We start from the raw sequence: 24,606 nt of genomic DNA, 5'->3' as shown, positions 1-24,606 counted from the left end.
TGCAGTGCAAACCTTTAACGCCGACATTGCAATTATAGGTGCAGGTGGGGCGGGTTTACGCGCAGCAATAGCCGCAGCGGAAGCCAATCCCAACCTGAATATCGCGTTGATTTCGAAAGTGTACCCAATGCGCAGCCACACGGTGGCCGCCGAAGGCGGTTCGGCCGCAGTGACGCAAGATCACGACAGTTTTGATTTTCACTTCCAGGATACCGTTTCCGGAGGCGACTGGCTGTGTGAGCAGGACGTGGTGGAACATTTCGTTCATCAGTGCCCGACTGAAATGGCCCAGCTGGAACTGTGGGGTTGCCCGTGGAGCCGTAAAGAGGACGGTTCCGTCAATGTCCGCCGCTTCGGCGGGATGAAGATCGAACGCACATGGTTCGCTGCCGATAAAACCGGCTTCCACATGCTGCACACCCTGTTTCAGACGTCCCTGAAATACCCGCAAATCAAACGCTTCGATGAGCATTTCGTTCTCGACATTCTGGTCGATGAAGGCCAGGTGCGCGGCGTGGTCGCCATCAATATGATGGAAGGCACCCGCGTACAAATCCGTGCCAACGCGGTGGTCATGGCGACCGGCGGTGCAGGCCGCGTTTACCGTTACAACACCAACGGCGGCATCGTCACCGGCGATGGCATGGGCATGGCGTTCCGCCACGGCATTCCGCTGCGCGACATGGAGTTCGTGCAATATCATCCGACCGGCCTGCCGGGTTCCGGCATTCTGATGACGGAAGGCTGTCGTGGTGAAGGCGGTATTCTGGTCAATAAAGACGGTTACCGTTATCTGCAGGATTACGGCATGGGACCGGAAACGCCGCTGGGCGAGCCGAAAAATAAATACATGGAACTCGGTCCGCGCGACAAAGTCTCTCAGGCGTTCTGGCACGAATGGCGCGCCGGACGCACCATCGAAACCCCGCGCGGCGACGTGGTATATCTGGATTTACGTCATCTGGGCGAGAAAAAACTGCGCGAACGTCTGCCCTTTATCTGCGAGCTGGCTAAAGCCTACGTCGGCGTCGATCCGATTACCGATCCGATCCCGGTGCGCCCTACCGCACACTACACCATGGGCGGGATCGAAACGGATGCGCAGTGTGAAACCCGAATCAAAGGTCTGTTTGCGGTCGGCGAATGTTCTTCTGTCGGCCTGCACGGTGCTAACCGCCTCGGCTCAAACTCACTGGCAGAACTGGTGGTGTTCGGGCGTATGGCCGGTGAAAAAGCGGCAGAACGCGCAGCAGAAGCCAAAGATACCAGCAACAGTGCAGCGTTAGACGCACAGGTGCGTGATATCGAAAACCGTCTTGCCGCACTGATGGCACAGGAAGGCGATGAAAGCTGGGCGGCCATCCGTGACGAAATGGGTCTGGCGATGGAAGAAGGTTGCGGCATTTACCGCACCACCGAGCTGATGCAGAAAACCATCGATAAGCTGGCGGAACTGAAGGAACGCTTCAAACGGGTGAAAATCCAGGATACCTCCAGCGTGTTCAATACCGATTTGCTGTACACCATCGAACTGGGGCATGGCCTGGAAGTCGCCGAATGTATGGCGCATTCCGCAATCAATCGTCGCGAATCACGTGGCGCACATCAGCGTCTCGATGAAGGTTGTACTGAACGTGATGACGTGAATTTCCTCAGGCATACCCTGGCCTTTTATCAGCCAGATTCCGCCCCGCGTCTGGAATACGGTGACGTGAAAATTACCACGCTGCCTCCGGCAAAACGTGTGTACGGCGGGGAATCTGAGACTCACGATAAAAAAGATAAGGAGCAATCACGTGGCTAAAATGCGCAGCCTGAAGGTTGAAATCATGCGCTATAACCCGGAAACGGACAGCGCGCCGCATCCGGTGGTGTATGACGTGCCTTTCGATGAAACAACGTCACTGCTCGATGCGCTGGGTTACATCAAAGATCATCTGGCAGCAGACCTTTCCTACCGCTGGTCGTGCCGTATGGCGATCTGCGGCTCCTGCGGCATGATGATCAACAAGGTGCCGAAACTGGCCTGCAAAACCTTCCTGCGGGAATACCCGGAAGGCATGCAGGTGGAAGCGCTGGCGAATTTCCCGGTCGAGCGTGATCTGGTGGTCGATATGACCCACTTTATCGAAAGCCTGGAAGCCATCAAACCTTACATTATCGGCAATACCCGCACCGTGGGTGAAGGCCCCGGTAAACAAACCCCGGCGCAAATGGAGAAATATCATCAGTTCTCCGGCTGCATCAACTGCGGTTTATGCTACGCCGCCTGCCCGCAGTTTGGCCTGAATCCTGAATTCATCGGCCCCGCCGCTATCACTCTCGCGCACCGCTACAACCTCGATAACCGTGACCACGGCAAGGCGCAACGTATGCCGCAGTTAAACGGTCAGAACGGCGTCTGGAGTTGTACGTTCGTCGGGTATTGCTCCGAAGTCTGTCCGAAGCACGTCGACCCTGCTGCCGCCATTCAGCAAGGCAAAGTCGAAAGCGCTAAAGACTTCATGATCGCGAGGCTGAGACCGCAATGAGGGAGGACAATATGACAACGCAAAGTACAGGCAGCAAACGTAAACCCTACGTGCGTCAGATGAAAGCCAGCTGGTGGCAAAGCCTGCCGTTCTACCGGTTTTACATGATCCGTGAAGGCACGGCGGTCCCGGCGGTGTGGTTCAGCCTGTTGCTGCTGGCGGGAATTTTCTCGTTACGCAACGGCGCGGAAAGCTGGGCGGGTTTTGTGCATTTTCTGCAAAATCCGGTGGTTTTGCTGATTAACCTCATCGCCCTGCTCGCGGCCTTGCTGCATACCAAAACCTGGTTCGAACTGGCACCGAAAGCCTCCATTGTTGTGGTGAAAGGCAAAAAAATGGGACCGGAACCGGTCATTGCCGGTTTCTGGGGCGTGACCGTTGTCGTGACGCTGGTTATTCTCGCCATCGCACTGTTTCTTTAAGGAGGCGACATGAAAAATACTCTTCCTAAACGTTCAGATGAGCCGGTGTTCTGGGGATTGTTTGGTGCCGGTGGTATGTGGAGCGCGATTTTCGCGCCGGTGATGATTCTGCTGGTGTGCTTTCTGCTGCCGCTGGGATTTTTCCCCGGTGACGCACTGAGTTATCCGCGTGTGCTGGCGTTCGCGCAGAGCTGGATCGGGCGGCTGTTCCTGCTGCTGATGATCGTGCTGCCGCTGTGGTGCGGACTGCACCGGATCCATCATGCGATGCATGACCTGAAGATCCACGTTCCGGCCGGTAAATGGGTGTTCTACGGGCTGGCAACGATCTTAAGTATTGTCACCCTTATCGTACTGATCCGTCTCTGATCCCTTCGGATCTGACTTTCCAGCGGCCATCTCTCTGGCCGCTGCTTTCATTTTTCCCCGCCGGTTTTCCCTTTTCCCGTGTTGTTACCTACACTTAGTCGAAACACTAAGGAAGGAAACTCTATGCGTATCTGGTCAAAACTCGGCGTCATCGTGACAGCAATCATGTCTGTCGCCTGTAGCGTCACACCACCGAAAGACGTCAACGTCGTCAATAACTTCGAACTCACCCGCTATCTGGGCACCTGGTATGAAGTCGCCAGACTGGATCATCGTTTTGAGAGCGGGCTGGAGCGCGTCACGGCGAATTACAGCCTGCGCGACGATGGCGGTGTGAAAGTCATTAACCGCGGATTTAATCCGCAGAAGAATAAATGGCAGGAAAGCGAAGGCAAAGGTTACTTCACCGGATCGCCTGCGCGGGCGGCGCTCAAGGTGTCATTCTTCGGCCCGTTCTATGGCGGCTATAACGTGATTGAGCTGGATAAGGATTATCAGTACGCGCTGGTTTGCGGCCCAGATAAAAGCTATTTGTGGATCCTGTCACGCACTCCGACGCTGGATGACAGCGTGAAGCAGAAGCTTCTGCAAACCGCGCAGCGGTATGGATTTGATACCAGCAAACTGGTGTGGGTGAAACAGCCCTGATTCTTGTGCCCCATAAACAACACTGCCTGCATCAATGTGCAGGCAGACTTCAGCTTACTTCACGTCAATTACCGCTATTGTGCGCTTTTCTGAATGGCTTCCCCACCGGCAGAGACATCTTCCCCCACGCCACGCGTGGTGTTGCAGGCGGTTAACGCAGAAGACAGGATAAGAACAGACAAGATAGCGAGGATACTTTTCTTCAACATATAAATTTCCTTCCTATAAGAGAATGTAAAGTACGACGCTTTAAGTGTAGATAACTTTCAGGAAATTGAAGCGAACAGGAGGGATTTTAGGACTGTTGGAAAAACGAGGCTGAAGAATCAGCCTGCTTTGGAAATCGCGCCACCCAGATGCTGGATGTCTTCACCGAAACCATGAACCGTGTTGCAGCCGGATAACGAAGCCAGCAACATCACTGAAACCACGATAAACATCATCTTCTTCAACATGGTAAACACAATCCAATTCAACAAGTTGGGGCTGGAAAGCTGCGACAGGCTTTCACCTGCGGCAGCTTTCATCCGACGTAATAAGTCCTGAGAACTTATTTAACGCGGGAAACGTATTCGCCAGAGCGGGTGTCACAACGGACGATTTCGCCGATCTGCACGAACAATGGCACTTTAACCACAGCGCCGGTGCTCAGGGTCGCTGGTTTGCCGCCGGTACCTGCGGTATCACCTTTCAGGCCCGGATCAGTATCGACAACTTCAGCTTCGATGAAGTTCGGTGGCTGAACCGCGATAGGACGGCCATCCCACAGAGTCACGATACATTCTGCGTTGTCCTGCAGCCATTTAGAGGCGTCAGAAACGGTTTTCTCTTCAACCTGATGCTGTTCAAACGTCTCAGGGTGCATGAAGTGGTAGAACTCACCGTCGTTGTACAGGTAGTTCATGTTGGTATCTACAACATCAGCGCCTTCACATGAGTCAGTAGATTTGAAGGTTTTTTCGACACGGGAACCGGTCAGCAGACGACGCATTTTAACGCGTGCGAAAGCCTGGCCTTTGCCTGGTTTTACAAATTCACTGGATTCGATAGCGTAAGGCTCGCCCTCGAACATGATTTTAAGACCCGGACGGAAATCGTTGCTAGAATAAGTCGCCATGATGGCCCTCTAATTTTAAACTGGTATTAGCCAAAAAAATGGCAAACATTGTAACCCTAAACACGCCATTTAGAGAAGATTGGTTGTATCAACTCGGCGATGTTATCACTGACCCGGATGAACTGCTTACTCTTCTGGCACTTAACGACAATGCAGAACTGCAAAGTGGGCGTGAAGCCCGTCGTTTGTTCCCGCTTCGCGTGCCCCGCGCCTTTGTGGCACGTATGCAGCCGGGCGATCCACAGGATCCTTTACTGCTTCAGGTATTGACCGCACGCGAGGAATTTATCGCCGCGCCGGGCTTTACCACTGACCCGCTTGATGAACAACGCAGCGTTGTTCCGGGTCTGTTGCACAAGTATAGCAATCGCGCCCTGTTACTGGTGAAAGGCGGATGTGCGGTAAATTGCCGCTACTGTTTCCGCCGTCATTTCCCGTATCAGGACAACCAGGGAAATAAGGCCAACTGGGTTCAGGCGCTGGATTATATCCGCACACGCCCCGAACTCGATGAAATTATTTTCTCCGGCGGCGATCCGCTGATGGCGAAAGATCACGAACTCGACTGGTTGATCAGCGAACTGGAAGGCATCGCGCACATTAAGCGGCTGCGTATCCATACCCGTTTGCCGGTCGTGATCCCTGCCCGCATCACCGATACCTTCTGCCAGCGCCTTGAAAAATCACGACTTCAGGTACTGATGGTGACGCACATCAATCACGCCAATGAGATTGATGATGCGTTGCGCGCCAGCATGGCGAAGCTGAAACGCCACGGCGTGACACTGCTCAATCAAAGCGTGCTGCTGCGTGGCGTCAATGATTCTGCTGATGTGCTTGCTGCGCTGAGTAACGCCCTGTTCGATGCCAGCATTTTGCCTTACTACATCCATGTGCTGGATAAAGTACAGGGCGCGGCGCATTTCATGGTGAATGACGACGAAGCGCGCGTCATCATGAAGGGGCTGATGAGTAAAGTGTCAGGTTATATGGTGCCGAAACTGACCCGCGAGATTGGCGGCGAGCCAAGCAAAACCATTTTGGATCTGCGGCTGAAGCAGTGTTAACAACCTAATCTCCCCCCAAATAATTCAAGTTGCAGGAAGGCGGCAAGTGAGGGAATCCCGATGAGCTTACTCAGGTAAGTGATTCGGGTGACTGAACGTAGCCAACGCGCCTGCAGCCTGAAGAATGAAGGGGGAATGCAAAAAGGGATGCCACGGGCATCCCTTTAGTATTTATAGCCTTCACGCGACTATGGGCACTTATAAACCTGACCGACCATTTTGCTGTCAACCGGTGCAAAGCTGGACAGGAAGTTCTGTGACGGGCTGTTGGCACCATAGATGGTGTTGCCGCCCATGGCTGCCGCTTTGTTACGCAGGTCATTGGCTGCACCACGCATGGAGCTGCCGTCGCCGCCGGTACCGGAGAACCAGTTGCTTTGGGCACCCGTTACTGCGCCAAGCAGCTGACATTCAGCGCCTGGTTTGTCGTCGGTGAATTTCACCTGCTGGCCCGCTGCATCCAGTTGATGAGTGGTACTGCACCCGGCAAGCAGCGCGATAGCTGACAGGCCCAGTAACATTTTAATCCGCATCACTTTCCCCATTTGTTTTTGTAATCACATAAAGCCTATCAGAAAACACCTGGCTCTCTTAGGCATCCGTTGCCACGCATACCCAAGTTTGCGCTATCGGTAAAAATCCGAAACCACGCAGAAATGAGTCTACACGCTAAAGGCCGACGACAATGAGAGTTATCTTACTGAACCTGATAAAAAAGGGTCAAATAAAAAAACCCGGCCTTTTCAGACCGGGTTTCTTCAGTACGTTGTGTCAGTAAGCAAAAATGCCCGCTGATTTGGCGTACCTGCGGATGAACGCAGGGGGATGATGATTACATCATGCCGCCCATACCGCCCATGCCACCCATACCGCCAGCGCCGCCCATATCGACTTTATCGTCTTTCGGCAGGTCGGTGATCATGCACTCAGTGGTGATCATCAGGCCAGCGACAGAAGACGCGTACTGCAGCGCAGAACGGGTCACTTTCGTTGGATCCAGGATACCCATTGCGATCATGTCGCCGTACTGTTCAGTGTAAGCGTTGTAACCGAAGCTGCCTTCGCCTGCTTTCACTTTGTTGGCGATAACAGAGGCTTCTTCACCTGCGTTCACTACGATCTGACGCAGTGGAGATTCCATTGCGCGCAGAGCAACGCGGATACCCACGTTCTGGTCGTCGTTGTCGCCGGTCAGGTTAGCCAGAGTGTGAGCAACGCGGATCAGCGCAACACCACCACCTGCAACCACGCCTTCTTCTACCGCAGCACGGGTTGCGTGCAGGGCATCTTCAACGCGGGCTTTCTTCTCTTTCATTTCAACTTCAGTCGCTGCGCCTACTTTCAGAACGGCTACGCCGCCTGCCAGTTTAGCCACACGCTCTTGCAGTTTTTCGCGGTCGTAATCAGACGTCGCTTCTTCGATCTGCTGACGGATCTGAGAAACACGGCCCTGGATTGTTGCTTCTTCGCCAACGCCATCGATGATGATGGTGGTGTCTTTGTTGATAACAACACGTTTCGCCTGACCCATATCTTCCAGAGTCGCTTTTTCCAGTTCCAGACCGATCTCTTCAGAGATAACGGTACCGCCGGTCAGAGTTGCGATATCCTGCAGCATAGCTTTACGACGGTCGCCGAAGCCTGGTGCTTTAACCGCAGCCACTTTCACGATGCCACGCATGGTGTTCACTACCAGCGTCGCCAGGGCTTCGCCTTCCACGTCTTCAGCAATGATCAGCAGTGGTTTACCGGCTTTCGCAACGGCTTCCAGTACTGGCAGCATTTCACGGATGTTAGAAATTTTCTTGTCAGCCAGCAGGATGAACGGGCTTTCAAGTTCAACAGAACCGGTTTCTGGTTTGTTGATGAAGTACGGAGACAGGTAACCGCGGTCGAATTGCATACCTTCAACAACGTCCAGCTCGTCTTGCAGGCCGGTACCTTCTTCAACAGTGATGACGCCTTCTTTGCCGACTTTTTCCATCGCTTCAGCGATCAGTTTACCGACAGTTTCGTCGGAGTTAGCAGAGATGGTACCAACCTGTGCGATAGCTTTAGAGTCAGCGCAAGGTACGGATAATTTTTTCAGTTCTTCAACCGCATGAACGACAGCTTTGTCGATACCACGTTTCAGATCCATCGGGTTCATACCGGCGGCAACAGCTTTCAGGCCTTCAGTGATGATGGCTTGTGCCAGAACGGTTGCGGTAGTGGTACCGTCACCCGCTGCATCGTTCGCTTTGGACGCGACTTCTTTCACCATCTGTGCGCCCATGTTTTCGAACTTGTCTTCCAGTTCGATTTCACGTGCAACGGACACGCCGTCTTTAGTGATGGTTGGTGCGCCGAAAGATTTGTCCAAAACCACGTTGCGGCCTTTAGGGCCCAGGGTCACTTTTACTGCATCAGCAAGGATGTTTACGCCACGCAGCATTTTCACACGGGCGTCGTTACCGAATTTTACTTCTTTAGCTGCCATTGTTAATTTCCCTTAAATTCGTTCTGTTCAGAAAAAAGTGGATCGGGGGACGATCAGGCTTCTACGATTGCCAGAATGTCGCTCTCAGACATGATCAACACTTCTTCATTGTCGATCTTCTCAGCTTTCACGCCGTAACCGTCGTTGAAAATGACGATGTCGCCAACTTTCACGTCCAGCGCTTTCACTTCACCGTTTTCCAGAATGCGACCATGGCCGACAGCCAGGATTTCGCCACGGGTAGATTTACCAGCAGCTGAGCCAGTCAGAACGATGCCGCCAGCGGATTTAGATTCTACTTCTTTACGCTTGACGATAACGCGGTCATGCAATGGACGAATTTTCATTGATAACTCTCCTGTGAGCGGGTCCATATCTATTTTTAGGGTTGAATGCCTGACAAAGTCCTGCCCGGCCTCGTGGTTTGTTTAATGGGGGCGATACCCTGCCCTTCAAGGGGAAGAACAGAAAAAAATTTCGCTTTTTCTTTCGCACCTCAGGTCAGTAAAAAACCGCCTGAAATACTCTTCCCAACAATGTCTTAACAATCAAGGCCACAGAGATTAGCGATCGCGGTGCTCTGTGTCGTCATCTTTTTTTGGTGAAACCAGACGTTCCTGCGTTTCATCCGTCCGCTGGAACTCGCCATCGAAGGTATTCCCCGTTGGCGCGCTGCTTCCCCAGTTGCCACCGGAACGCACAATGTTCAGATGCGGCATCAGTTTAAGCGTCAGTCGTTTCTGGATGGGCGGCAATAACAGCAGTAAGCCGAGGAAATCGGTAAAGAAACCCGGCACCAGCAGCAGGAAACCGGCAATCACCAGCGAAACACTTTTGACCATTTCAGCCGCCGGGCTTTCACCGACAGCCAGTTTTTGCTGCAACTGCATAAAGGTTTTCATGCCCTGATTTTTCACCAGAGAAACACCGACGCAGGAGGTGAATACCACCAGCAATAATGTGGTGGCAACACCGACAACCGCAGCCACCTTGATAAATAAGGTGATTTCAATGTAAGCCAGCAGGAATAACAGTAGTAACGGTAACCAGCGCACCGCATTCTCCTTGTAATGTGGCTCCGAACGCCCTTTCGCAGAGGCATTCCAAACCCTGAATAAGTGCCTGCTCGGGATCTTTGCATTCAAAGAAATGCAGGCTGACTACACTGAGATGGTGCTTCATCATCAGGATTTCAAGCGTCAGACCTGATTTAATTGAGCGGGTAAATGATTTGTGAGAATTCTCACAGATACTAAAAACTTGCACAGTAATAGGGCAGGATAGTGATCTTAGTACGTGCAATTCGTCTGAAGCAGCATATGATCGCCTTCGTTGCGAAAACAACGGTTGATCGTTTTAAATTCACCACAGTAAGTAACATAATTTTAAACATCGCATAACGCTTTAGTACCGAAGAGAAGGTTCTCATGTCAAACACCATTCGTATCGAGGAAGACCTGCTGGGCACGCGCGAAGTACCAGCAGAAGCTTATTACGGCATTCACACCCTGCGGGCGATTGAAAACTTCTATATCAGCAACACCAAGATCAGCGATGTCCCTGAGTTTGTACGTGGCATGGTGATGGTAAAAAAAGCGGCGGCGCTGGCCAACAAAGAGCTGCGCACCATCCCACGTCATATTGCGGATATCATTATTCAGGCGTGCGACGAAGTGCTTGATAAAGGCAAATGCATGGACCAGTTCCCTATCGACGTCTATCAGGGCGGCGCGGGAACCTCGGTAAATATGAACACGAATGAAGTGCTGGCGAACATCGGTCTGGAACTGATGGGACACCAGAAAGGCGATTACCAGTTCCTCAATCCAAACGATCATCTCAACAAATGCCAGTCCACCAATGACGCCTACCCGACCGGTTTTCGTATCGCGGTGTATGCCTCGTTGCTGAAACTGGTCGATGCCATTTCCCAGCTGGGTGACGGCTTTGAGCGTAAAGCAAAAGAATTCGAAAACATCATCAAAATGGGCCGCACCCAGTTACAGGACGCCGTTCCGATGACTCTCGGTCAGGAATTCCACGCGTTTAACGTGCTGCTCAAAGAAGAGACCCGCAACCTGATGCGCACCGGCGAATTACTGCTGGAAGTGAACCTCGGTGCGACGGCTATCGGCACCCGTCTGAATACGCCGGAAGGTTATCAGCAGCTGGCGGTAGAGAAACTGGCAGAAGTCAGCAATCTGGCCTGCGTACCGGCGGAAGATCTGATCGAAGCGACGTCCGACTGCGGCGCTTACGTGATGGTGCACAGCTCGCTGAAGCGTCTGGCGGTGAAGCTTTCGAAAATCTGTAACGACCTGCGCCTGCTGTCTTCCGGTCCGCGTGCCGGTCTGAATGAAATCAATCTGCCGGAATTGCAGGCAGGTTCTTCCATCATGCCCGCCAAGGTGAACCCGGTTATTCCTGAAGTGGTGAACCAGGTGTGCTTCAAAGTCATCGGTAACGACGTGTGCGTCACCATGGCAGCGGAAGCGGGCCAGTTACAGCTGAACGTGATGGAGCCGGTGATTGGTCAGGCGATGTTTGAGTCAGTGCATATCCTGACGAACGCCTGCTACAATCTGCTGGAAAAATGCATCAACGGCATTACCGCCAACAAAGAAGTGTGTGAGTTCTACGTCTTCAACTCGATCGGGATCGTCACTTATCTGAACCCGTTCATCGGCCACCACAACGGCGATATCGTCGGCAAGATTTGTGCGGAAACCGGGAAGAGCGTCCGGGAAGTCGTGCTTGAGCGCGGCCTGCTGACCGAAGCCGAGCTGGATGACATTTTCTCTATCGAAAACCTGAAACATCCGGCCTACAAGGCCAAACGCTATACCGATGAAAATGAACAGTAACAGACTTTACGGATGACCTTTTAAAGGCTCGTTGTTCTGCGGAACAGCGGGCCTTTTTACTTTTCATGACACAACAATCACATAACAATTAATTATCAATTCCTTAAGGAGTGCTGGGAATATGGACGGACAACCATGTTAATTATCGAATTTATTATTGTACTGGCGGCGATTTTCCTCGGTGCGCGCCTTGGCGGCATCGGCATTGGTTTCGCGGGCGGACTAGGCGTGCTGGTGCTGGCGCTGATTGGCGTTAAACCGGGGACCATTCCGTTTGACGTCATTTCCATCATCATGGCAGTGATCGCGGCGATCTCAACCATGCAGGTAGCGGGCGGGATGGATTATCTGGTGCAGCAAACCGAAAAACTGCTGCGTCGCAATCCGAAACACATCACGATCCTCGCGCCGATCGTCACCTACTTTCTGACGATTATGGCAGGCACCGGCAATATCTCGCTTTCCGCCTTACCGGTCATTGCTGAAGTGGCTAAAGAACAGGGTATTAAGCCTTGTCGCCCGCTCTCAACCGCCGTGGTAGCCGCGCAGATAGCGATCACCGCCTCGCCGATTTCCGCCGCCGTGGTGTATATGGCCTCCACCATGGAAGGTCATGGCGTGAGTTATCTTCATCTGCTGATGGTGATGATCCCCGCCACGCTGGTCGCCGTGATCCTGATGTCACTGATGGTCAGCTGGTGTTTTGACTCGAAACTGTCCAATGACCCGGTGTATCTCAAGCGTTATGAAGAAGGGCTGATTCAGCTGCGGGGCGATAAAGTGCCGGAGATCAAACGCGGCGCCAAACTCTCGGTGTTACTGTTCCTGCTCGGTGTCCTGACGGTGGTCGCGTATGCGGTCATCAACAGCCCGAGTCTGGGCTGGGTCGCGCAGCCGGTGATGACCACCAACAGCGCCATCCTGATTATCATGCTCAGCGTGGCGACGTTAATCACCCTGCTTTGCAGCATTGATACCGACGCGATTCTGACGTCCAGCACCTTTAAATCCGGCATGAGCGCCTGTATTTGTATCCTCGGCGTGGCGTGGCTGGGCGACACCTTTGTACAGGCCAATCTCGGCTGGATTAAAGAGACCGCGGGCGGTTTGATCCAGGCGCATCCGTGGTTGCTGGCGGTGATTTTCTTCTTCAGTTCTGCCCTGTTGTATTCGCAGGCGGCTACCACCAAAGCCCTGCTGCCAATGGCGCTGGCGCTGAGTGTGTCGCCGCTGACCGCCGTGGGTTCCTTTGCGGCCGTTTCTGGCTTATTCATTCTGCCGACTTACCCGACGTTGGTGGCTGCCGTGCAGATGGATGACACCGGCACGACCCGCATCGGCCGCTTCGTCTTTAACCATCCGTTCTTTATTCCCGGCACCATCGGCGTGTTCCTGTCGGTACTTTTCGGATTCGGTTTCGGCAGTATTATTCTCTGACAGTTTTCCGGGGGCTGCGGCCCCCGTTAAGCACAGCGGGGCTTTCTGCTCAGCGACTGCTCAGGGTATACTCACCTTTCATTAACGCGTTATGGCATGATGCCGCGCGCATCTTCTGTCGGTTCACTCAGTGGCTGTTCATCTGCCGCGACAAAGAGAATTTTACTCCGCATGGATCACCGCATTTTTCGACTCTTCTTTCTGCTTTGCAGCCTGTGTCTTTTGCCGCTTCAGGCAAACGCGTCTTTATTTGGCAAACCCGCCGCACCGCAGTTTGTGCCGGTGGATCAGGCATTCAGCTTTGACTTTCAGCAGCAAGGTCACGACCTCAAACTGAACTGGCAGATCCGCGAGGGTTATTACTTATATCGCAGCAAAATTGAGCTTGAACCGAAAAATGCCCAACTCGCTGCGTTCCTGCTGCCGAAAGGCCGTGATCACCATGATGAGTTTTTTGGTGACAGCGAAGTGTATGAAAATGCCCTGAACCTGACGATCCCGCTGCGACAAGCCAGTGCCGATGCGACCGTGCGTGTGACCTATCAGGGATGCGCCGCTGCAGGATTCTGCTATCCGCCGGAAACCCGCGATGTGCCGCTGAATCCTGTCACGGAACCCGCACGCGCCAGCACGCCGGCAACGGAACCCGCAGCGGTGATCGCGACGCCGGAAAAACAATCCACGCCACTGCCCTTCTCTCCGCTCTGGGCCTTGCTGATCGGCATGGGTATTGCCTTTACGCCTTGTGTGCTGCCGATGTATCCGCTGATTTCCGGCATCATTCTCGGGCGTCAGCGCCCTCACAGCATGAAGCGAATTTTCCTGCTGGCGCTGGTCTACGTTCAGGGGATGGCGCTGACCTACACGCTGCTCGGCATGGTCGTCGCGGCAGCAGGCTTGCAGTTCCAGGCGGCGCTGCAAAGCCCGTGGGTGCTGATTGTGCTTTCGGTCATGTTTATTGTGCTGGCGCTGTCGATGTTTGGCACCTTCAGCCTGCAACTTCCTTCGTCCGTACAAACCCGTCTGGCGCTATGGAGTAACGAACAAAAAGGCGGTTCGCTGCCCGGCGTCTTTATTATGGGCGCGCTGGCGGGGCTGATTTGCTCGCCCTGCACCACCGCGCCGCTCAGCGCCATCCTGCTGTATATCGCTCAGAGCGGGGATTTGCTGGCGGGTGCTGGCACGCTGTATCTGTATGCGCTGGGAATGGGCATTCCGCTGATTATCGTTACCATGTTCGGCAATAAATTACTGCCGCGCAGCGGGCCGTGGATGCAGTACGTTAAAGAAGGGTTTGGCTTTGTCATTCTGGCGCTGCCGGTTTTTCTGCTCGAACGTGTGATTGGCGATGTCTGGGGTCTGCGCTTGTGGAGCCTGCTCGGCGTGGCGTTCTTCGGCTGGGCATTGTTACTCAGCCTGAAAAGCCAGCGTGGCTTGATACGCGCGCTGCAAATTGCGTTTCTCGCCGCGGCGCTGATTGTCAGCCGTCCGTTGCAGGACTGGGCGTTTGCGCCAGCCGGTAACACGACGACGCAGACGCATGCGCTGAATTTCCAGAAAATCCATAATGTCGCAGAACTGGATACCGCGCTTCAGGCCGCACAGGGTAAGCGCGTGATGCTGGATTTGTACGCTGACTGGTGCGTGGCGTGTAAAGAGTTCGAAAAATATACCTTCTCAGCACCAGAAGTGCAGAATGAACTGGCTGATACCCTGTTGCTACAGGCGGATGTCACCCAAAATTCCCCTGAACAAAAAGCGTTATTAGAACGCCTGAACGTGCTTGGCCTGCCGACGATTTTGTTCTTCGGGCCAGATGGCCATGAGTTGCCACACTCCCGGGTGACGGGTTTTATGGATGCAGAGCAATTCAGCGCGCATTTGCAGAAAGCCCGCCCGTAAACGACACTACATTTTGAAGTACGCCAATGGTGAGGAGGCAAACGTGCTACGTGAACAAGTTCTCGATAAAACGCTTAATTTCCTGGAACAACGTGGCCTTGCAACATTGTCACTAGAAACTGTCGCCGGACTGGTCGACGTTCCGCTCAACGAATTGCGCCGTTTCTGGCCGGATGCCGAAGCCCTGCTGTATGACAGCCTGCGTTATCACGGCGAACAAATTGAAATCTGGCGTCGTCAGCTGATGCTTGATGAGACTCTTTCCGCGCCGCAGAAACTGCTGGCACGCTATAAGGTGCTGGATGAGCAGGTGCGCCAGCAACGCTATCCGGGATGTCTGTTTATCGCAGCCTGTACGTTTTTCCCTGACAGCGATGCGCCCATCCACCAGCTCGCGGAACAACAGAAACTGGCGTCGTACGACTACACACTTTCTTTGTTGCAGGAAATGGGCTCGGATGACCCGGAAATGGTCGCTCAGCAGATGGAACTGATCCTCGAAGGCTGCCTGAGTAAATTGCTGGTTAAGCGCCAGCTGAACGATGTGGAAGTCGCACGTCGTCTGGCAGAAGATGTCCTGAATGTGGCACGCTGCCGTGAACATGGCGCACTTTCCTGACATCCGGCGTCTTCCAACCAGAGAATTCAGCATTTTTGAATGAAAAGACAGCAAACGAACGCGTTTTATCTGTTTTAGATGACAAAGCCGTTGACGGCACAGGCCCAATACGGTTTAATGCGCCCCGTTGCCCGGATAGCTCAGTCGGTAGAGCAAGGGATTGAAAATCCCTGTGTCCTTGGTTCGATTCCGAGTCCGGGCACCATATTCAAAGAAACCCGCCTATGGCGGGTTTTTTGCTTTCTGCGCTACGGACTCTCCATCGAACGTCGTTCGATGACTCGCCTTAACAGGCTCGCCCTGCGGGCCAACGGCATAGCCGTTGTTCAAACGCCTGCGGCGTTAGTCCGGGTCCGGGCACCCTATTTAAAGAAACCCGCCTATGGCGGGTTTTTTGCTTTCTGAATCCTGCATACCCCACTTTCGTGACTCACTTCTCACCTCTTCATTCATTTGCACAAAATTCCCGTTTAATCCTGATTAAAAGTTAGGCTGACGTCCGTTAACGGCCTTATTCACGGCGTTTTAGACTGATTCCTTAGGCTGATAAGTTTCTCAGAAGCCCTACAAAAACAGGAACGTCTCATGAAAATAACCAGGATTGAGGTATTGCGCGTTGCCATTCCTTTCAGCAGCGGCAGGGAAAAACCACCAGAGACACAAACGGATGCCTATAACGCGGCGTCTCCCGAACTCACCAGAATGGAAACATTGCTGGTAAAAATCAGTACCGATACAGGCTTACACGGCTGGGGTGAAGGATTCGGGCACCTTTGTAACCCGATGACAGAAACCGCGTTAAACGGGCTGGTCGGACGGTTTTTCCTCGGTCAGCATTGTCCGCAAAGTCCGCAGGAAATCGCCGCGCTGATGCAGCAGGCAGAGATTAACTTTCACGCCTTCGGCCGCACCGGCCCTGTAATGTTTGCCCTTTCTGCTATCGACATCGCGCTATGGGATTTGCTGGCCAAAGCGCGGAACCAGCCGCTTTGGCAATTGCTGGGGGCGAAGCGCCAGAAAATCGGGGTTTACGCCAGTCTGGTCAGTTATGGCAACCATCCGCAACGGGTGGCGGCGAAAGTGCTGAGCACTTATCAGGCCGGATTCCGCGCCATCAAATTGCATGAAACTGACTATTCCGCCATCGCCGCCGCCAGAGAGATATTGCCCGCCGATGCCGAACTGATGGTGGATGTGAATTGCCCGTGGAGCGTGGAAGAAGCGGCTGAACAGGCTCAGGCCTTACGTTCACTCAATCTGGGCTGGCTGGAAGAACCGGTCTGGCCGCCGGATGATTTAGCCGGTCTGGCTGACGTCCGCAAACAAGGGACACGGATCGCCGCCGGAGAGAATGCCGCAGGCGTTCAGGGCTTCGCTGAGCATTTCGAACACGGCGCGATTGATATCGCCCAGCCCAGTGTCAGTAAAGTGGGGGGCATTACCGCCATGCTGAACGTGTTTGCGCTGGCGAAGCAATATCATATCCGCGTGGTTCCTCACTGTTTCTATTACGGCGCAGGGCTGATGGCGACCGCACAGCTGGTGGCGACTCTCGACGACAATGTGAGTCTGGAAGTGCCTTACATTCAGTGGCAGGAAAACCTTTATCCGCAGCTGAATCTCGCGCCACACATGCTGTTGCCGGAGATGCCGGGGATCGGCTTTGAGCCTGCGCCGTCGGTCATTCAAAAATACCTGGTCAGCCAGCATTCCCTTTCCCTGACCGCGGAGGCCGTCCATGCGTAAATCCAATTATCGTGTCGTGATCGCCCTGCTGCTGTTCTTTGCCGGTATGCTCAACTATCTCGATCGCGCGGCGTTATCAGTGATGGCACCGCTGATTAAGGGCGATCTGCATATCAATGATGCGCAGATGGGGATCCTGTTCAGCGCCTTCTTTATCGGCTACTGCCTGTTTTGTTTTATCGGCGGCTGGAGTGCAGATAAATTCGGCCCGCGCAAAGTCTTCGGCGTCGCAGCCGCTTTCTGGTCAGTCTTTTGCGGCGCAACTGCGCTGGTGACCGGTTTCGCACATCTGCTGGTGGTACGGGTTATGTTCGGTATCGGTGAAGGCCCGATGGGGACCACGACCAACAAGTCGATTTCTAACTGGTTCCCGCGTAAGGAGGTCGGGCGCGCCGTCGGTTTCACCAATGCAGGACAACCGCTGGGCGCAGCCATTGCCGCGCCGATTGTCGGGCTGGTCGGGCTGCACTTTGGCTGGCGTATCGCCTTCGTGGTGATCGCCGCGCTGGGCTTTGTCTGGCTGGCGGCGTGGATGACGCTGTTCCGCGATAAACCTGAACAGCACCCGCGCGTCTCTGAGGAGGAGAAACAGCTGATTGCCAGCGATCGCCCGGCCACGCCGGTGAAAACTGGCCTGAAAGAGAAAGACGCGCACAGCCTGTGGTACTACGTATTTTCTAAACCTGTGCTGGGCGTGGCCGCTGCCTTTTTCTGCTTCAACTACATTCAGTATTTCTTCCTGTCATGGCTGCCAAGCTATCTCACTGACTTCCAGCATCTCGACATTAAGAGCATGAGCATTATCGGTATTCTGCCCTGGCTGGGCGCCACTGCCGGCTTTATTGGCGGCGGGATTGTCGCGGATATGCTGTACCGCCGTACCGGCAATTTTCTGTTCTCACGTAAAGCCGTGATTTTCGCCGGTCTGATTATTGCCGCCGGTTGCGTGCTGATGACGGCCTACACCCGCAATACCGCAGGTGCCGTCTCGCTGATCACCGTCGCCAGTATTTTTGCTTACATGACACCGCAGGCATGCTGGTCACTGTTGCAGGATATCGTTCCGGCACACCGTATCGGAACGGCTGGCGGCTTCGTGCATTTACTGGCGAATCTCGCCGGGATCTTATCCCCGAGCATTACCGGCTTTTTAATCCAGTACGGCGGCGGTTATCAGTCAGCCTTCATCCTGTCGAGCGGCCTCGCCATCATTGGCGTGATTGCGATGGCTATCCTCGTGCGCCAGAACAAAGTGAATGAATTGTTTGGCAAAAAAACGCAGCCTGAGGACGTTGTCACCGGCCACTGATCTGACGCTTTATCCTGTAAGCCCCTGTTCAACCTGTATTTGTGCTGATACAGGTTGAACTTCATTATTACTGTTGGCGGTTGCGTATCAGTCGTCGTGTCAGTGCTTGATAACCCCCCTGCTTATCGGTTATTTATTATGTTGCGTTGGGAAAACACACCCTGTTCCTTCCGCCCAAATACTGATGCCAATAGTTAACAAAACTAGTAACGCACCTCCGTACATACATCCTAGTATCAAGATGGAAAATGCTTTTTCTTCGAATTTGAAAACGCGTGCATATATTTCAAACATTCCTGTGAATGTATTAAAATCTATTCCCTTTTTTTTGCAGAAACGCATTTCAGCTAATACGGCGATTGCCGCCAGCGAAAATATTATTAAGAACACTACAATTCTTCCAACTCTAATTTGCTCGCACATATTTCTCTCAACTAAAATAATGGAGTAGACACACTCGGATTGTATGGCATTTTAAGTTCAGGACCTGCCCCGGGGCCTGCCCCGGGGCAGGCCCCAATGTATACCTCTGGCCATGCTGATGTTTGCGTTACCTCGAAACTTATGATTCCAAGTCCAATAGAAAAGCCTGCCGCAGCCTTTAAATCTTTAGCATCAGGATCTCTAAATTTCAGCCCACACGTTGCACTTATACGTGCGCCAGCAGCCGCAACGGGAACACTTACCCATCCGCTAGCACCAGTGTTTTCATTAACTGCAACAGTTCCAGATATACCCGTCCCTAATGCTGCGGTAGTAGAGGCTCGACATTCTCTTGACATTGGATTTGGTGGTGGAAAGGTGCCATCGCTTTGGTCAGTTCTTCTGGAGAGGCACCATTTTCAGCCATCGACAATCCAAGCGAAGCTCTTTCATTAAACCCCGCCCCCATATTGATTTGTGTTAACCCTAAGGGATCAGTTTTTATGTTTGGATTCAACGGATAAGCATACAAATTTCATCCCCCCAATAACCCAATCGGGTCCTGCGTGATATACCTGCCCAGCGTCGGGTCGTAATAGCGGTGGCGGTTGTAGTGCAGCCCTGACTCCTCATCATAATGCTGCCCCTGCATGCGGATGGGCTGGTACATGCGCAGCGGGTTGCTGCCGTCCACCTGATTGCCCCACGGGTCGAACTCTGCCCGCCAGTCGATGCACCACCTGCGGCGCAGTTTCGGGCATCGGTGTCAGCGGTCACGCACACCTGAGGCATCTGACATACTATCCTGCCTAACATCAACCGGGTAATCTATACTTTTCAATATTAGATCTCCGCTATTTATTGTATAACAGTTAAAGTAAATAATTTCACTTCGCTCTGAGGCATACATGGAAATGCAAGAAATATTATATTCTAGTTTTTTCATATTTATGCCAGTAACTATGAAGCTTATGGCATGAATATCTAAGCATCTCAACTCTCCGTCATTAACCCGTCTCTTTTCAATCTCTTCTAAGAGATAATTAACAGACTCATCATCCTTATCACTTATGAGGGTTAGTATCTGATTATAATTACCCTTATTATACTCACTTCTATAGATATTGATTATTTTTTTACTTTGCTCTTATCGATATAAAAATCCACCACACTGTAAATAACTGAGAAAAAAATGCTTGCTGTAATTAATTTTAAAGCCTTAAGCGTATAGTCGCTATTATAATGAAATGAACTATCATTAAAGCATTCCATGGCTACAGCCATTGTTATTATAGCCAGAAATACTGGCGCGGCAGATGTCAGTATATATAATGCAACGGATACTTCTCTATTGACATTATTACGTCGTTTTAAAAAAGAAAATTTAATCATTTTCATTATCCTTATCCTTGTCGTTATCCATGTACCCCCCGATATTATCACTGGTACCTTCAGATGTTACTCCCGTAGCGAAATCACCCACAATATTTGACAAAAAAGGTACTTTCCCCAGAAGACCACTTACTACCGTTCCAGCCCCAGCCCCTACAGCTCCGCTATTACTTCCACTATTTAAATAAGCAATCCCTGAAGCGATTAATGTGTTGACACTAAGTAAGCGGCCTGGATACAAAGCCCCTGTCAATGCAGCTGCAGCCGCATCAGAAGGTTTCACTTCTCCGTGTTCAACCCATTGGTATGTCGCATTTGCAGAACAGAAAATGATGCTACTCTTTATAACTTTGGCAATAGATGCTGCTGGCCCATATATTGCTGTCAGAGCAACAATTGGCGTATTAATTGCCCATGCTTTTACATAGTCAGAACCTGGATTCCACGCACCTTCAGTGGATGCCATATTGCTTAGTGTTTTTGCAGATTCGTCAGTTGATAAACGGGTCCCAGCAGACTCAGCTGCTACGCCATAGTCAACTCCACCTATAGTCCCCATCGAAAAAAAATAACTCCAGTCTTCACTCAAACCTAAAGGATCGCTTTGCTGGGTCGGATTTGAGGTGTAACCATACAAATTCCATCCCCCCAATAACCCAATCGGGTCCTGCGTGATATACCTGCCCAGCGTCGGGTCGTAATAGCGGTGGCGGTTGTAGTGCAGCCCCGACTCCTCATCATAATGCTGCCCCTGCATGCGGATGGGCTGGTACATGCGCAGCGGGTTGCTGCCGTCCACCTGATTGCCCCACGGGTCAAACTCTGCCCGCCAGTCGACGTGGCCCTGCGGGTTTATCAGGGCCAGCGGCGTGCCCAGGTGGTCGCAGCAGTACAGATGCACCACCGGCGGGGCGGTTTCAGGCACCGGTTGCAGCAACGGCAGCAGGCGCGCCGGCGTCAGCTGCGAGGCCGCCAGCAGCTGCCGGCTTTGTTCGCACAGCTCGCCCGCGCGCAGGTCCTGCTCCAGACGGTGTATCCGCACGGCGACCTCCGGCGGGAAGACGATGTCCGCGTCCTGCTCAAGCCGCGCCACCAGCGTCGGCACCGGCTGGCGGATGCCGCCCGCCATGCGCAGCAGCGGCACGAAGCTGCCCGGCTGATACAGCGTGTGGATGCGCTGGCCGTCGCGCTCTGACACCACCAGGTTGTCGCCCTCCCAGCCGTACCACGTCAGGCATTCCGGCTCCAGCTCCTGGCCGTGCGGGCTGATGCGCAGGGTGCGCTTGCCGACGCGCCTGCCCAGGGGGTCATACAGGTAATGGCCGTGGCGGGTGCTGTGGCCGTCGCCCCAGCTCAGGGTGTGGCTGTAGTGCGTCAGGCGGTGGCTGCTGTCGTAGCCGTAGCGGTATACCTCGCCCTCCGTGGCCTTACAGACCTTCTCCGTCAGGTTGCCGTAATCATCGTAGTGATACGTAAAGGTGGCGTCCTCGCGTATCCGGTTATCCGCGAGCGCCGGACGGGGGGCGTCGCGCGGGTCAGGCCGTGCGGGAGAGAACGGGTCGGCGTGATGCAAGGGCGGCAGGCGGTTGCCCGCCGGGTCGTACTGATACTGCGCCGGATACAGCCCCAGGGCTTCGGTCAGGCGGCCCGCGTCGTCAAAGACAAACTGGCGGGCGCCGGCGTCGTCACGGGTGCCGCTGATGATGGCGGTCAGCTGCCCGCGTTCGTCGTAGCGGTGTTCACGGCTGAGCGCCGGATACCCGGCGAGGGTCAGGTGCGACAGGCGCCCGGCCCTGTCGTAGCGCGTCTCACGGGTGAGCGGCCCGAAGGTGCGGGTGCGCTCGCGGTGAAGCTTATCGCGCTCAACCTCGAGCAGCGGTGTGCCGCCCTGCGCCACGCCCAGCAGGTGGCCGGGGCCGTAGGTCAGCCAGTCAACGGCCGGTAAGCCGTCGGGCAGCGTCTGCGTCAGGACGCCGCGCGGGCCGTAGCGGCTGGCCTGCGTGTGCGACCACAGCACCCGCCCGTCCGGCGCGGTGACCTGCTGACCGTCGGCGACAATGCGCCCGGTCGCGTCACGCTGCCAGACGGCCGTGACCTGATGCCCGCCGCTGTGGTGCACCACCGCCTGCGGCAGGCCGTTGGTATCATAGGTCCGCCGTTCGTCATCGGGCGTGCCGTCGCCGTGCGGCGGATTTTCGCGGCATATCACCCGCCCGGCGGCGTCATAGTGCCAGCGGGTCGCCCGTTCACCGTCGAGGCGGTGTATCAGCTCGCCCGCCGCGCTGTACTGATACTGCTGAATGCGCCCGTCAAAGCCGGTCTCGCGTATCAGGCGGTCCATGACGTCATAGACAAACTGCGTCCGCGCGCCGTTTTCGTTGATGAGGCTGAGTACGCGTCCGGCGGCGTCGTAGCTGAACCGTTGCGACAGCCCGCCGTGCAGGGTGCGCAGACGCTGACCGCGCGCGTCGTATTCCACGTCTTCCTGCCGCCCGCCCGGGAAGACGGTGCGCACCCGGTCACCGGCGGCGTTGTAGTGATACGCCGTGACTTCGCCGGCGGCGTTTTCCGTGGCCGTGAGGCGGCCGCGCGGGTCGTAGCGGTAGCGGGTCACCTGCCCCTCCTCACGGGTGATTTTTGTCACCTGCCCCCACAGGTCATACTCATAATCCGTGGCGTGGCCGGAGCAGTCGGTCGTGCGGCGCAGCTGATGGTAATCCGTCCACGCCAGCTGCTGACGGCTGCCGTCCGGCAGTTCCACGGCCATGACCCGGTCACCGTGCGCGTCCGCGTAGTGGTAGCGGGTGGTCTGCTCCAGCGCGTCGGCCTGCGCCGCCAGACGGCCTGCGGCATCGTATTCGCGGGTGGTTTCGGTTTTGTCGGGGGCGATGGCGCGGGTCAGCTGATGCCGGCGGTTCCAGACGTAGAGGGTCTGCCTGCCGTCGGGGGCGGTGATGCCGCACAGGCTGCCGCTGGCGACGTCGAGGTCAAACTCGGTTTTACGCCCGGCCGCATCCGTGGTGGCCGTCAGGCGCCCGTGGCTGTCATAGTCGCTGTGCGTGGTGGTGCCGTCGGCGCGCTCATGGGTAATCAGGCGGCGCAGGCCGTTCTCACCGGCGAAGTGGTACACCTCGCGGCGCCCGAGGCCGTCGGTGACGGTGGTGCGGTCGGTGTCATACTCAAACCGGTAGTCCAGCCCGCCGGGGTTGTGCTGGCGTATCACCCTGCCGTCCGCATTGTATTCATAGGTCGTCACCGGACGTCCCGCATAATGGTGAGCCACCATGCGCCCGGCGTGCTGCGCATCGTATTCAAACCCGCGCACCGCGACGCCCGCCCGGTCATACACGGCCGTCAGCTCGCCGCGCGGGCCGTACTCATAGCGCGCCAGCGGCGTCGCGGGAACGGCCGTAAAGCCGGGGGCGGAGAGCAGATGCACGGCGGTCAGGCGGATGCCGTCGTCGGTGCCACCGTCCGGGCGGGATAACGCCGGCAGCGCGAGGCGGGTCAGTGCCAGACGAAAGCGCCGCCCGGCGCCGTCCACAGCGCCGGTGACCCGTCCGGCAAACTCACCGCCGACGTCGCGCAGGTAGCGAAGCTGGTGGCCGGTCCGCTCAGCCACGCACAGCAGCGGGCGGTGCACCGGCAGGGGGGCGGGCAGCACGGCGTCAGCGGCGGGCACCTGCGGGACATAGCCGAAGACCCACCAGGGCCCCTGCGGGCTGTTGCTGACAAAGTAGTGATGGGTGTCTTCACGAAGACGCCGCGGCAGCGACTGCCAGAGCAAAAACAGCGCGTGGCGCGCGTCCGCCAGCTCAGCCGCGCCGCCGCGTGCCAGCCACAGCTTCTCGCTGCTGCTGTAGACAATCTCCCCGGCGCTCAGGGCGTCGAAGTGCAGGCTGCGGCCGCCGTTGTCGTTAAGGATGAGGGCGCGGGGACGGACCTGCAGGCTGACGTCAAACGCCCCCTGCCAGCCGGGGCCGAAGAGTCCGACCGGAGCGGGGGTGGGCGTGCGGTAGCTGCTGTAGCTGCGGTGAATGACCAGGGGGGCGGGGGCGGGGAGCGCCAGGTCGGTCTCGCCCGGCAGCACCTTGGCGCCGAGCGACGGGTTGACCGGATTGCCCTTTATGAGCCCGCCGGGACAGACCGAGCAGGCAATACCGGAAGGCGCGCCAATCAGCACGCTGGCGGAGCCCTGAACTATCGGGCCGCCGTACAGCGTGGCATCGCCCTGACGGGCGGCGGGTTGTCCTGCCATTGTTCTCTCCTTGTATTAGATTT

22 protein-coding genes, 1 tRNA gene and 1 pseudogene are annotated in these 24,606 nt (G+C 54.9%); 13 read left to right on the top strand and 11 right to left on the bottom strand.

Annotated elements, in window-relative coordinates:
• The first annotated feature begins 4 nt into the window (after positions 1-4).
• The 5 genes from frdA (at position 5) to blc (ending at position 3,970) form a co-directional block, all read left to right on the top strand.
• Positions 5-1,804, top strand: a complete 1,800-nt coding sequence (frdA, locus tag J9880_RS09830) for a fumarate reductase (quinol) flavoprotein subunit (protein ID WP_232770384.1) — start codon at positions 5-7, stop codon at positions 1,802-1,804.
• Positions 1,797-2,531, top strand: a complete 735-nt coding sequence (locus tag J9880_RS09825) for a succinate dehydrogenase/fumarate reductase iron-sulfur subunit (RefSeq protein ID WP_014333647.1) — start codon at positions 1,797-1,799, stop codon at positions 2,529-2,531. Before frdA ends, J9880_RS09825 begins: the two co-directional genes overlap by 8 nt.
• An 11-nt stretch (positions 2,532-2,542) precedes the next feature.
• On the top strand, positions 2,543-2,953 hold the full coding sequence (gene frdC / locus J9880_RS09820) for a fumarate reductase subunit FrdC (protein ID WP_095923715.1): 411 nt from the start codon (positions 2,543-2,545) through the stop codon (positions 2,951-2,953).
• Between the two features lie 9 nt (positions 2,954-2,962).
• Complete coding sequence (gene frdD / locus J9880_RS09815; protein ID WP_095923716.1) at positions 2,963-3,322, top strand: fumarate reductase subunit FrdD; 360 nt, start codon at positions 2,963-2,965, stop codon at positions 3,320-3,322.
• A gap of 123 nt (positions 3,323-3,445) precedes the next feature.
• Positions 3,446-3,970 (top strand): outer membrane lipoprotein Blc, encoded by a 525-nt coding sequence (blc, locus tag J9880_RS09810; protein WP_095923717.1) that lies wholly within the window; start codon positions 3,446-3,448, stop codon positions 3,968-3,970.
• Between the two features lie 74 nt (positions 3,971-4,044).
• Here blc and J9880_RS09805 read toward each other — a convergent pair whose 3' ends face one another.
• The 3 genes from J9880_RS09805 to efp all read right to left on the bottom strand — a co-directional run bounded on the left by J9880_RS09805 (position 4,045) and on the right by efp (position 5,087).
• Positions 4,045-4,179 carry an entericidin A/B family lipoprotein gene (locus J9880_RS09805; protein ID WP_013573744.1) on the bottom strand — a complete coding sequence of 45 codons (135 nt, stop codon included), beginning with the start codon at positions 4,177-4,179 and terminating at the stop codon, positions 4,045-4,047.
• Positions 4,180-4,296: 117 nt separating this feature from the next.
• Entirely contained in the window at positions 4,297-4,425 is a 129-nt protein-coding gene (locus tag J9880_RS09800) for an entericidin A/B family lipoprotein (RefSeq protein ID WP_013573743.1), read from the bottom strand.
• 95 nt (positions 4,426-4,520) lie between these two features.
• Positions 4,521-5,087, bottom strand: a complete 567-nt coding sequence (gene efp / locus J9880_RS09795; protein ID WP_013573742.1) for an elongation factor P — start codon at positions 5,085-5,087, stop codon at positions 4,521-4,523.
• Positions 5,088-5,125: 38 nt separating this feature from the next.
• On the opposite strand from efp, the gene epmB reads away from it, so the two are divergent.
• Complete coding sequence (gene epmB / locus J9880_RS09790; protein ID WP_095923718.1) at positions 5,126-6,154, top strand: EF-P beta-lysylation protein EpmB; 1,029 nt, start codon at positions 5,126-5,128, stop codon at positions 6,152-6,154.
• A 188-nt stretch (positions 6,155-6,342) separates the two neighbouring features.
• Here the strand turns inward: epmB and J9880_RS09785 are convergent, their stop codons facing one another.
• From J9880_RS09785 to J9880_RS09770, 4 genes are all read right to left on the bottom strand, one after another.
• The gene (locus J9880_RS09785; RefSeq protein ID WP_095923719.1) at positions 6,343-6,687 is read right to left on the bottom strand and encodes a DUF4156 domain-containing protein; all 345 of its coding nucleotides are present in this window, start codon (positions 6,685-6,687) and stop codon (positions 6,343-6,345) included.
• A gap of 299 nt (positions 6,688-6,986) precedes the next feature.
• Complete coding sequence (gene groL / locus J9880_RS09780) at positions 6,987-8,633, bottom strand: chaperonin GroEL (protein WP_119823448.1); 1,647 nt, start codon at positions 8,631-8,633, stop codon at positions 6,987-6,989.
• Between the two features lie 53 nt (positions 8,634-8,686).
• On the bottom strand, positions 8,687-8,980 hold the full coding sequence (locus tag J9880_RS09775) for a co-chaperone GroES (RefSeq protein ID WP_009636718.1): 294 nt from the start codon (positions 8,978-8,980) through the stop codon (positions 8,687-8,689).
• Between the two features lie 216 nt (positions 8,981-9,196).
• The gene (locus J9880_RS09770) at positions 9,197-9,688 is read right to left on the bottom strand and encodes an FxsA family protein (protein WP_014333639.1); all 492 of its coding nucleotides are present in this window, start codon (positions 9,686-9,688) and stop codon (positions 9,197-9,199) included.
• A 372-nt stretch (positions 9,689-10,060) separates the two neighbouring features.
• On the opposite strand from J9880_RS09770, the gene aspA reads away from it, so the two are divergent.
• The 7 genes from aspA to J9880_RS09735 all read left to right on the top strand — a co-directional run bounded on the left by aspA (position 10,061) and on the right by J9880_RS09735 (position 18,510).
• Positions 10,061-11,497, top strand: a complete 1,437-nt coding sequence (gene aspA / locus J9880_RS09765; protein WP_014333637.1) for an aspartate ammonia-lyase — start codon at positions 10,061-10,063, stop codon at positions 11,495-11,497.
• Positions 11,498-11,632: 135 nt separating this feature from the next.
• Entirely contained in the window at positions 11,633-12,934 is a 1,302-nt protein-coding gene (locus J9880_RS09760; protein ID WP_095923721.1) for an anaerobic C4-dicarboxylate transporter, read from the top strand.
• Positions 12,935-13,105: 171 nt separating this feature from the next.
• Positions 13,106-14,836, top strand: a complete 1,731-nt coding sequence (locus J9880_RS09755; RefSeq protein WP_232770383.1) for a protein-disulfide reductase DsbD — start codon at positions 13,106-13,108, stop codon at positions 14,834-14,836.
• Positions 14,837-14,879: 43 nt separating this feature from the next.
• Entirely contained in the window at positions 14,880-15,455 is a 576-nt protein-coding gene (dicD, locus tag J9880_RS09750) for a division control transcriptional repressor DicD (RefSeq protein ID WP_095923723.1), read from the top strand.
• A 129-nt stretch (positions 15,456-15,584) separates the two neighbouring features.
• A tRNA-Phe gene (locus J9880_RS09745) sits at positions 15,585-15,660 on the top strand.
• Positions 15,661-16,040: 380 nt separating this feature from the next.
• Positions 16,041-17,201 (top strand): mandelate racemase/muconate lactonizing enzyme family protein, encoded by a 1,161-nt coding sequence (locus J9880_RS09740; RefSeq protein ID WP_232770382.1) that lies wholly within the window; start codon positions 16,041-16,043, stop codon positions 17,199-17,201.
• Positions 17,194-18,510, top strand: coding sequence for an MFS transporter (locus J9880_RS09735; protein WP_119823454.1), 1,317 nt, complete (start codon positions 17,194-17,196; stop codon positions 18,508-18,510). The genes J9880_RS09740 and J9880_RS09735 overlap by 8 nt, the downstream gene beginning before the upstream one ends.
• A 129-nt stretch (positions 18,511-18,639) precedes the next feature.
• Here the strand turns inward: J9880_RS09735 and J9880_RS09730 are convergent, their stop codons facing one another.
• From J9880_RS09730 to J9880_RS09715, 4 genes and pseudogenes are all read right to left on the bottom strand, one after another.
• Positions 18,640-18,933 (bottom strand): hypothetical protein, encoded by a 294-nt coding sequence (locus tag J9880_RS09730; protein WP_119823456.1) that lies wholly within the window; start codon positions 18,931-18,933, stop codon positions 18,640-18,642.
• A gap of 319 nt (positions 18,934-19,252) precedes the next feature.
• Positions 19,253-19,660, bottom strand: a pseudogene (locus tag J9880_RS25185) (RHS repeat-associated core domain-containing protein); the annotation flags it as partial.
• Between the two features lie 401 nt (positions 19,661-20,061).
• Positions 20,062-20,331 (bottom strand): hypothetical protein, encoded by a 270-nt coding sequence (locus J9880_RS09720; RefSeq protein ID WP_232770380.1) that lies wholly within the window; start codon positions 20,329-20,331, stop codon positions 20,062-20,064.
• Positions 20,318-24,583, bottom strand: a complete 4,266-nt coding sequence (locus tag J9880_RS09715) for an RHS repeat-associated core domain-containing protein (RefSeq protein WP_232770379.1) — start codon at positions 24,581-24,583, stop codon at positions 20,318-20,320. The genes J9880_RS09720 and J9880_RS09715 overlap by 14 nt, the downstream gene beginning before the upstream one ends.
• Between the last annotated feature and the right edge of the window lie 23 nt (positions 24,584-24,606).

Source organism: Rahnella victoriana, from assembly GCF_021276285.1.
Lineage (GTDB): Bacteria > Pseudomonadota > Gammaproteobacteria > Enterobacterales > Enterobacteriaceae > Rahnella > Rahnella victoriana.
Note: the sequence above shows the minus strand (reverse complement) of the source record. Positions and strands in the feature narration are given on the sequence as shown.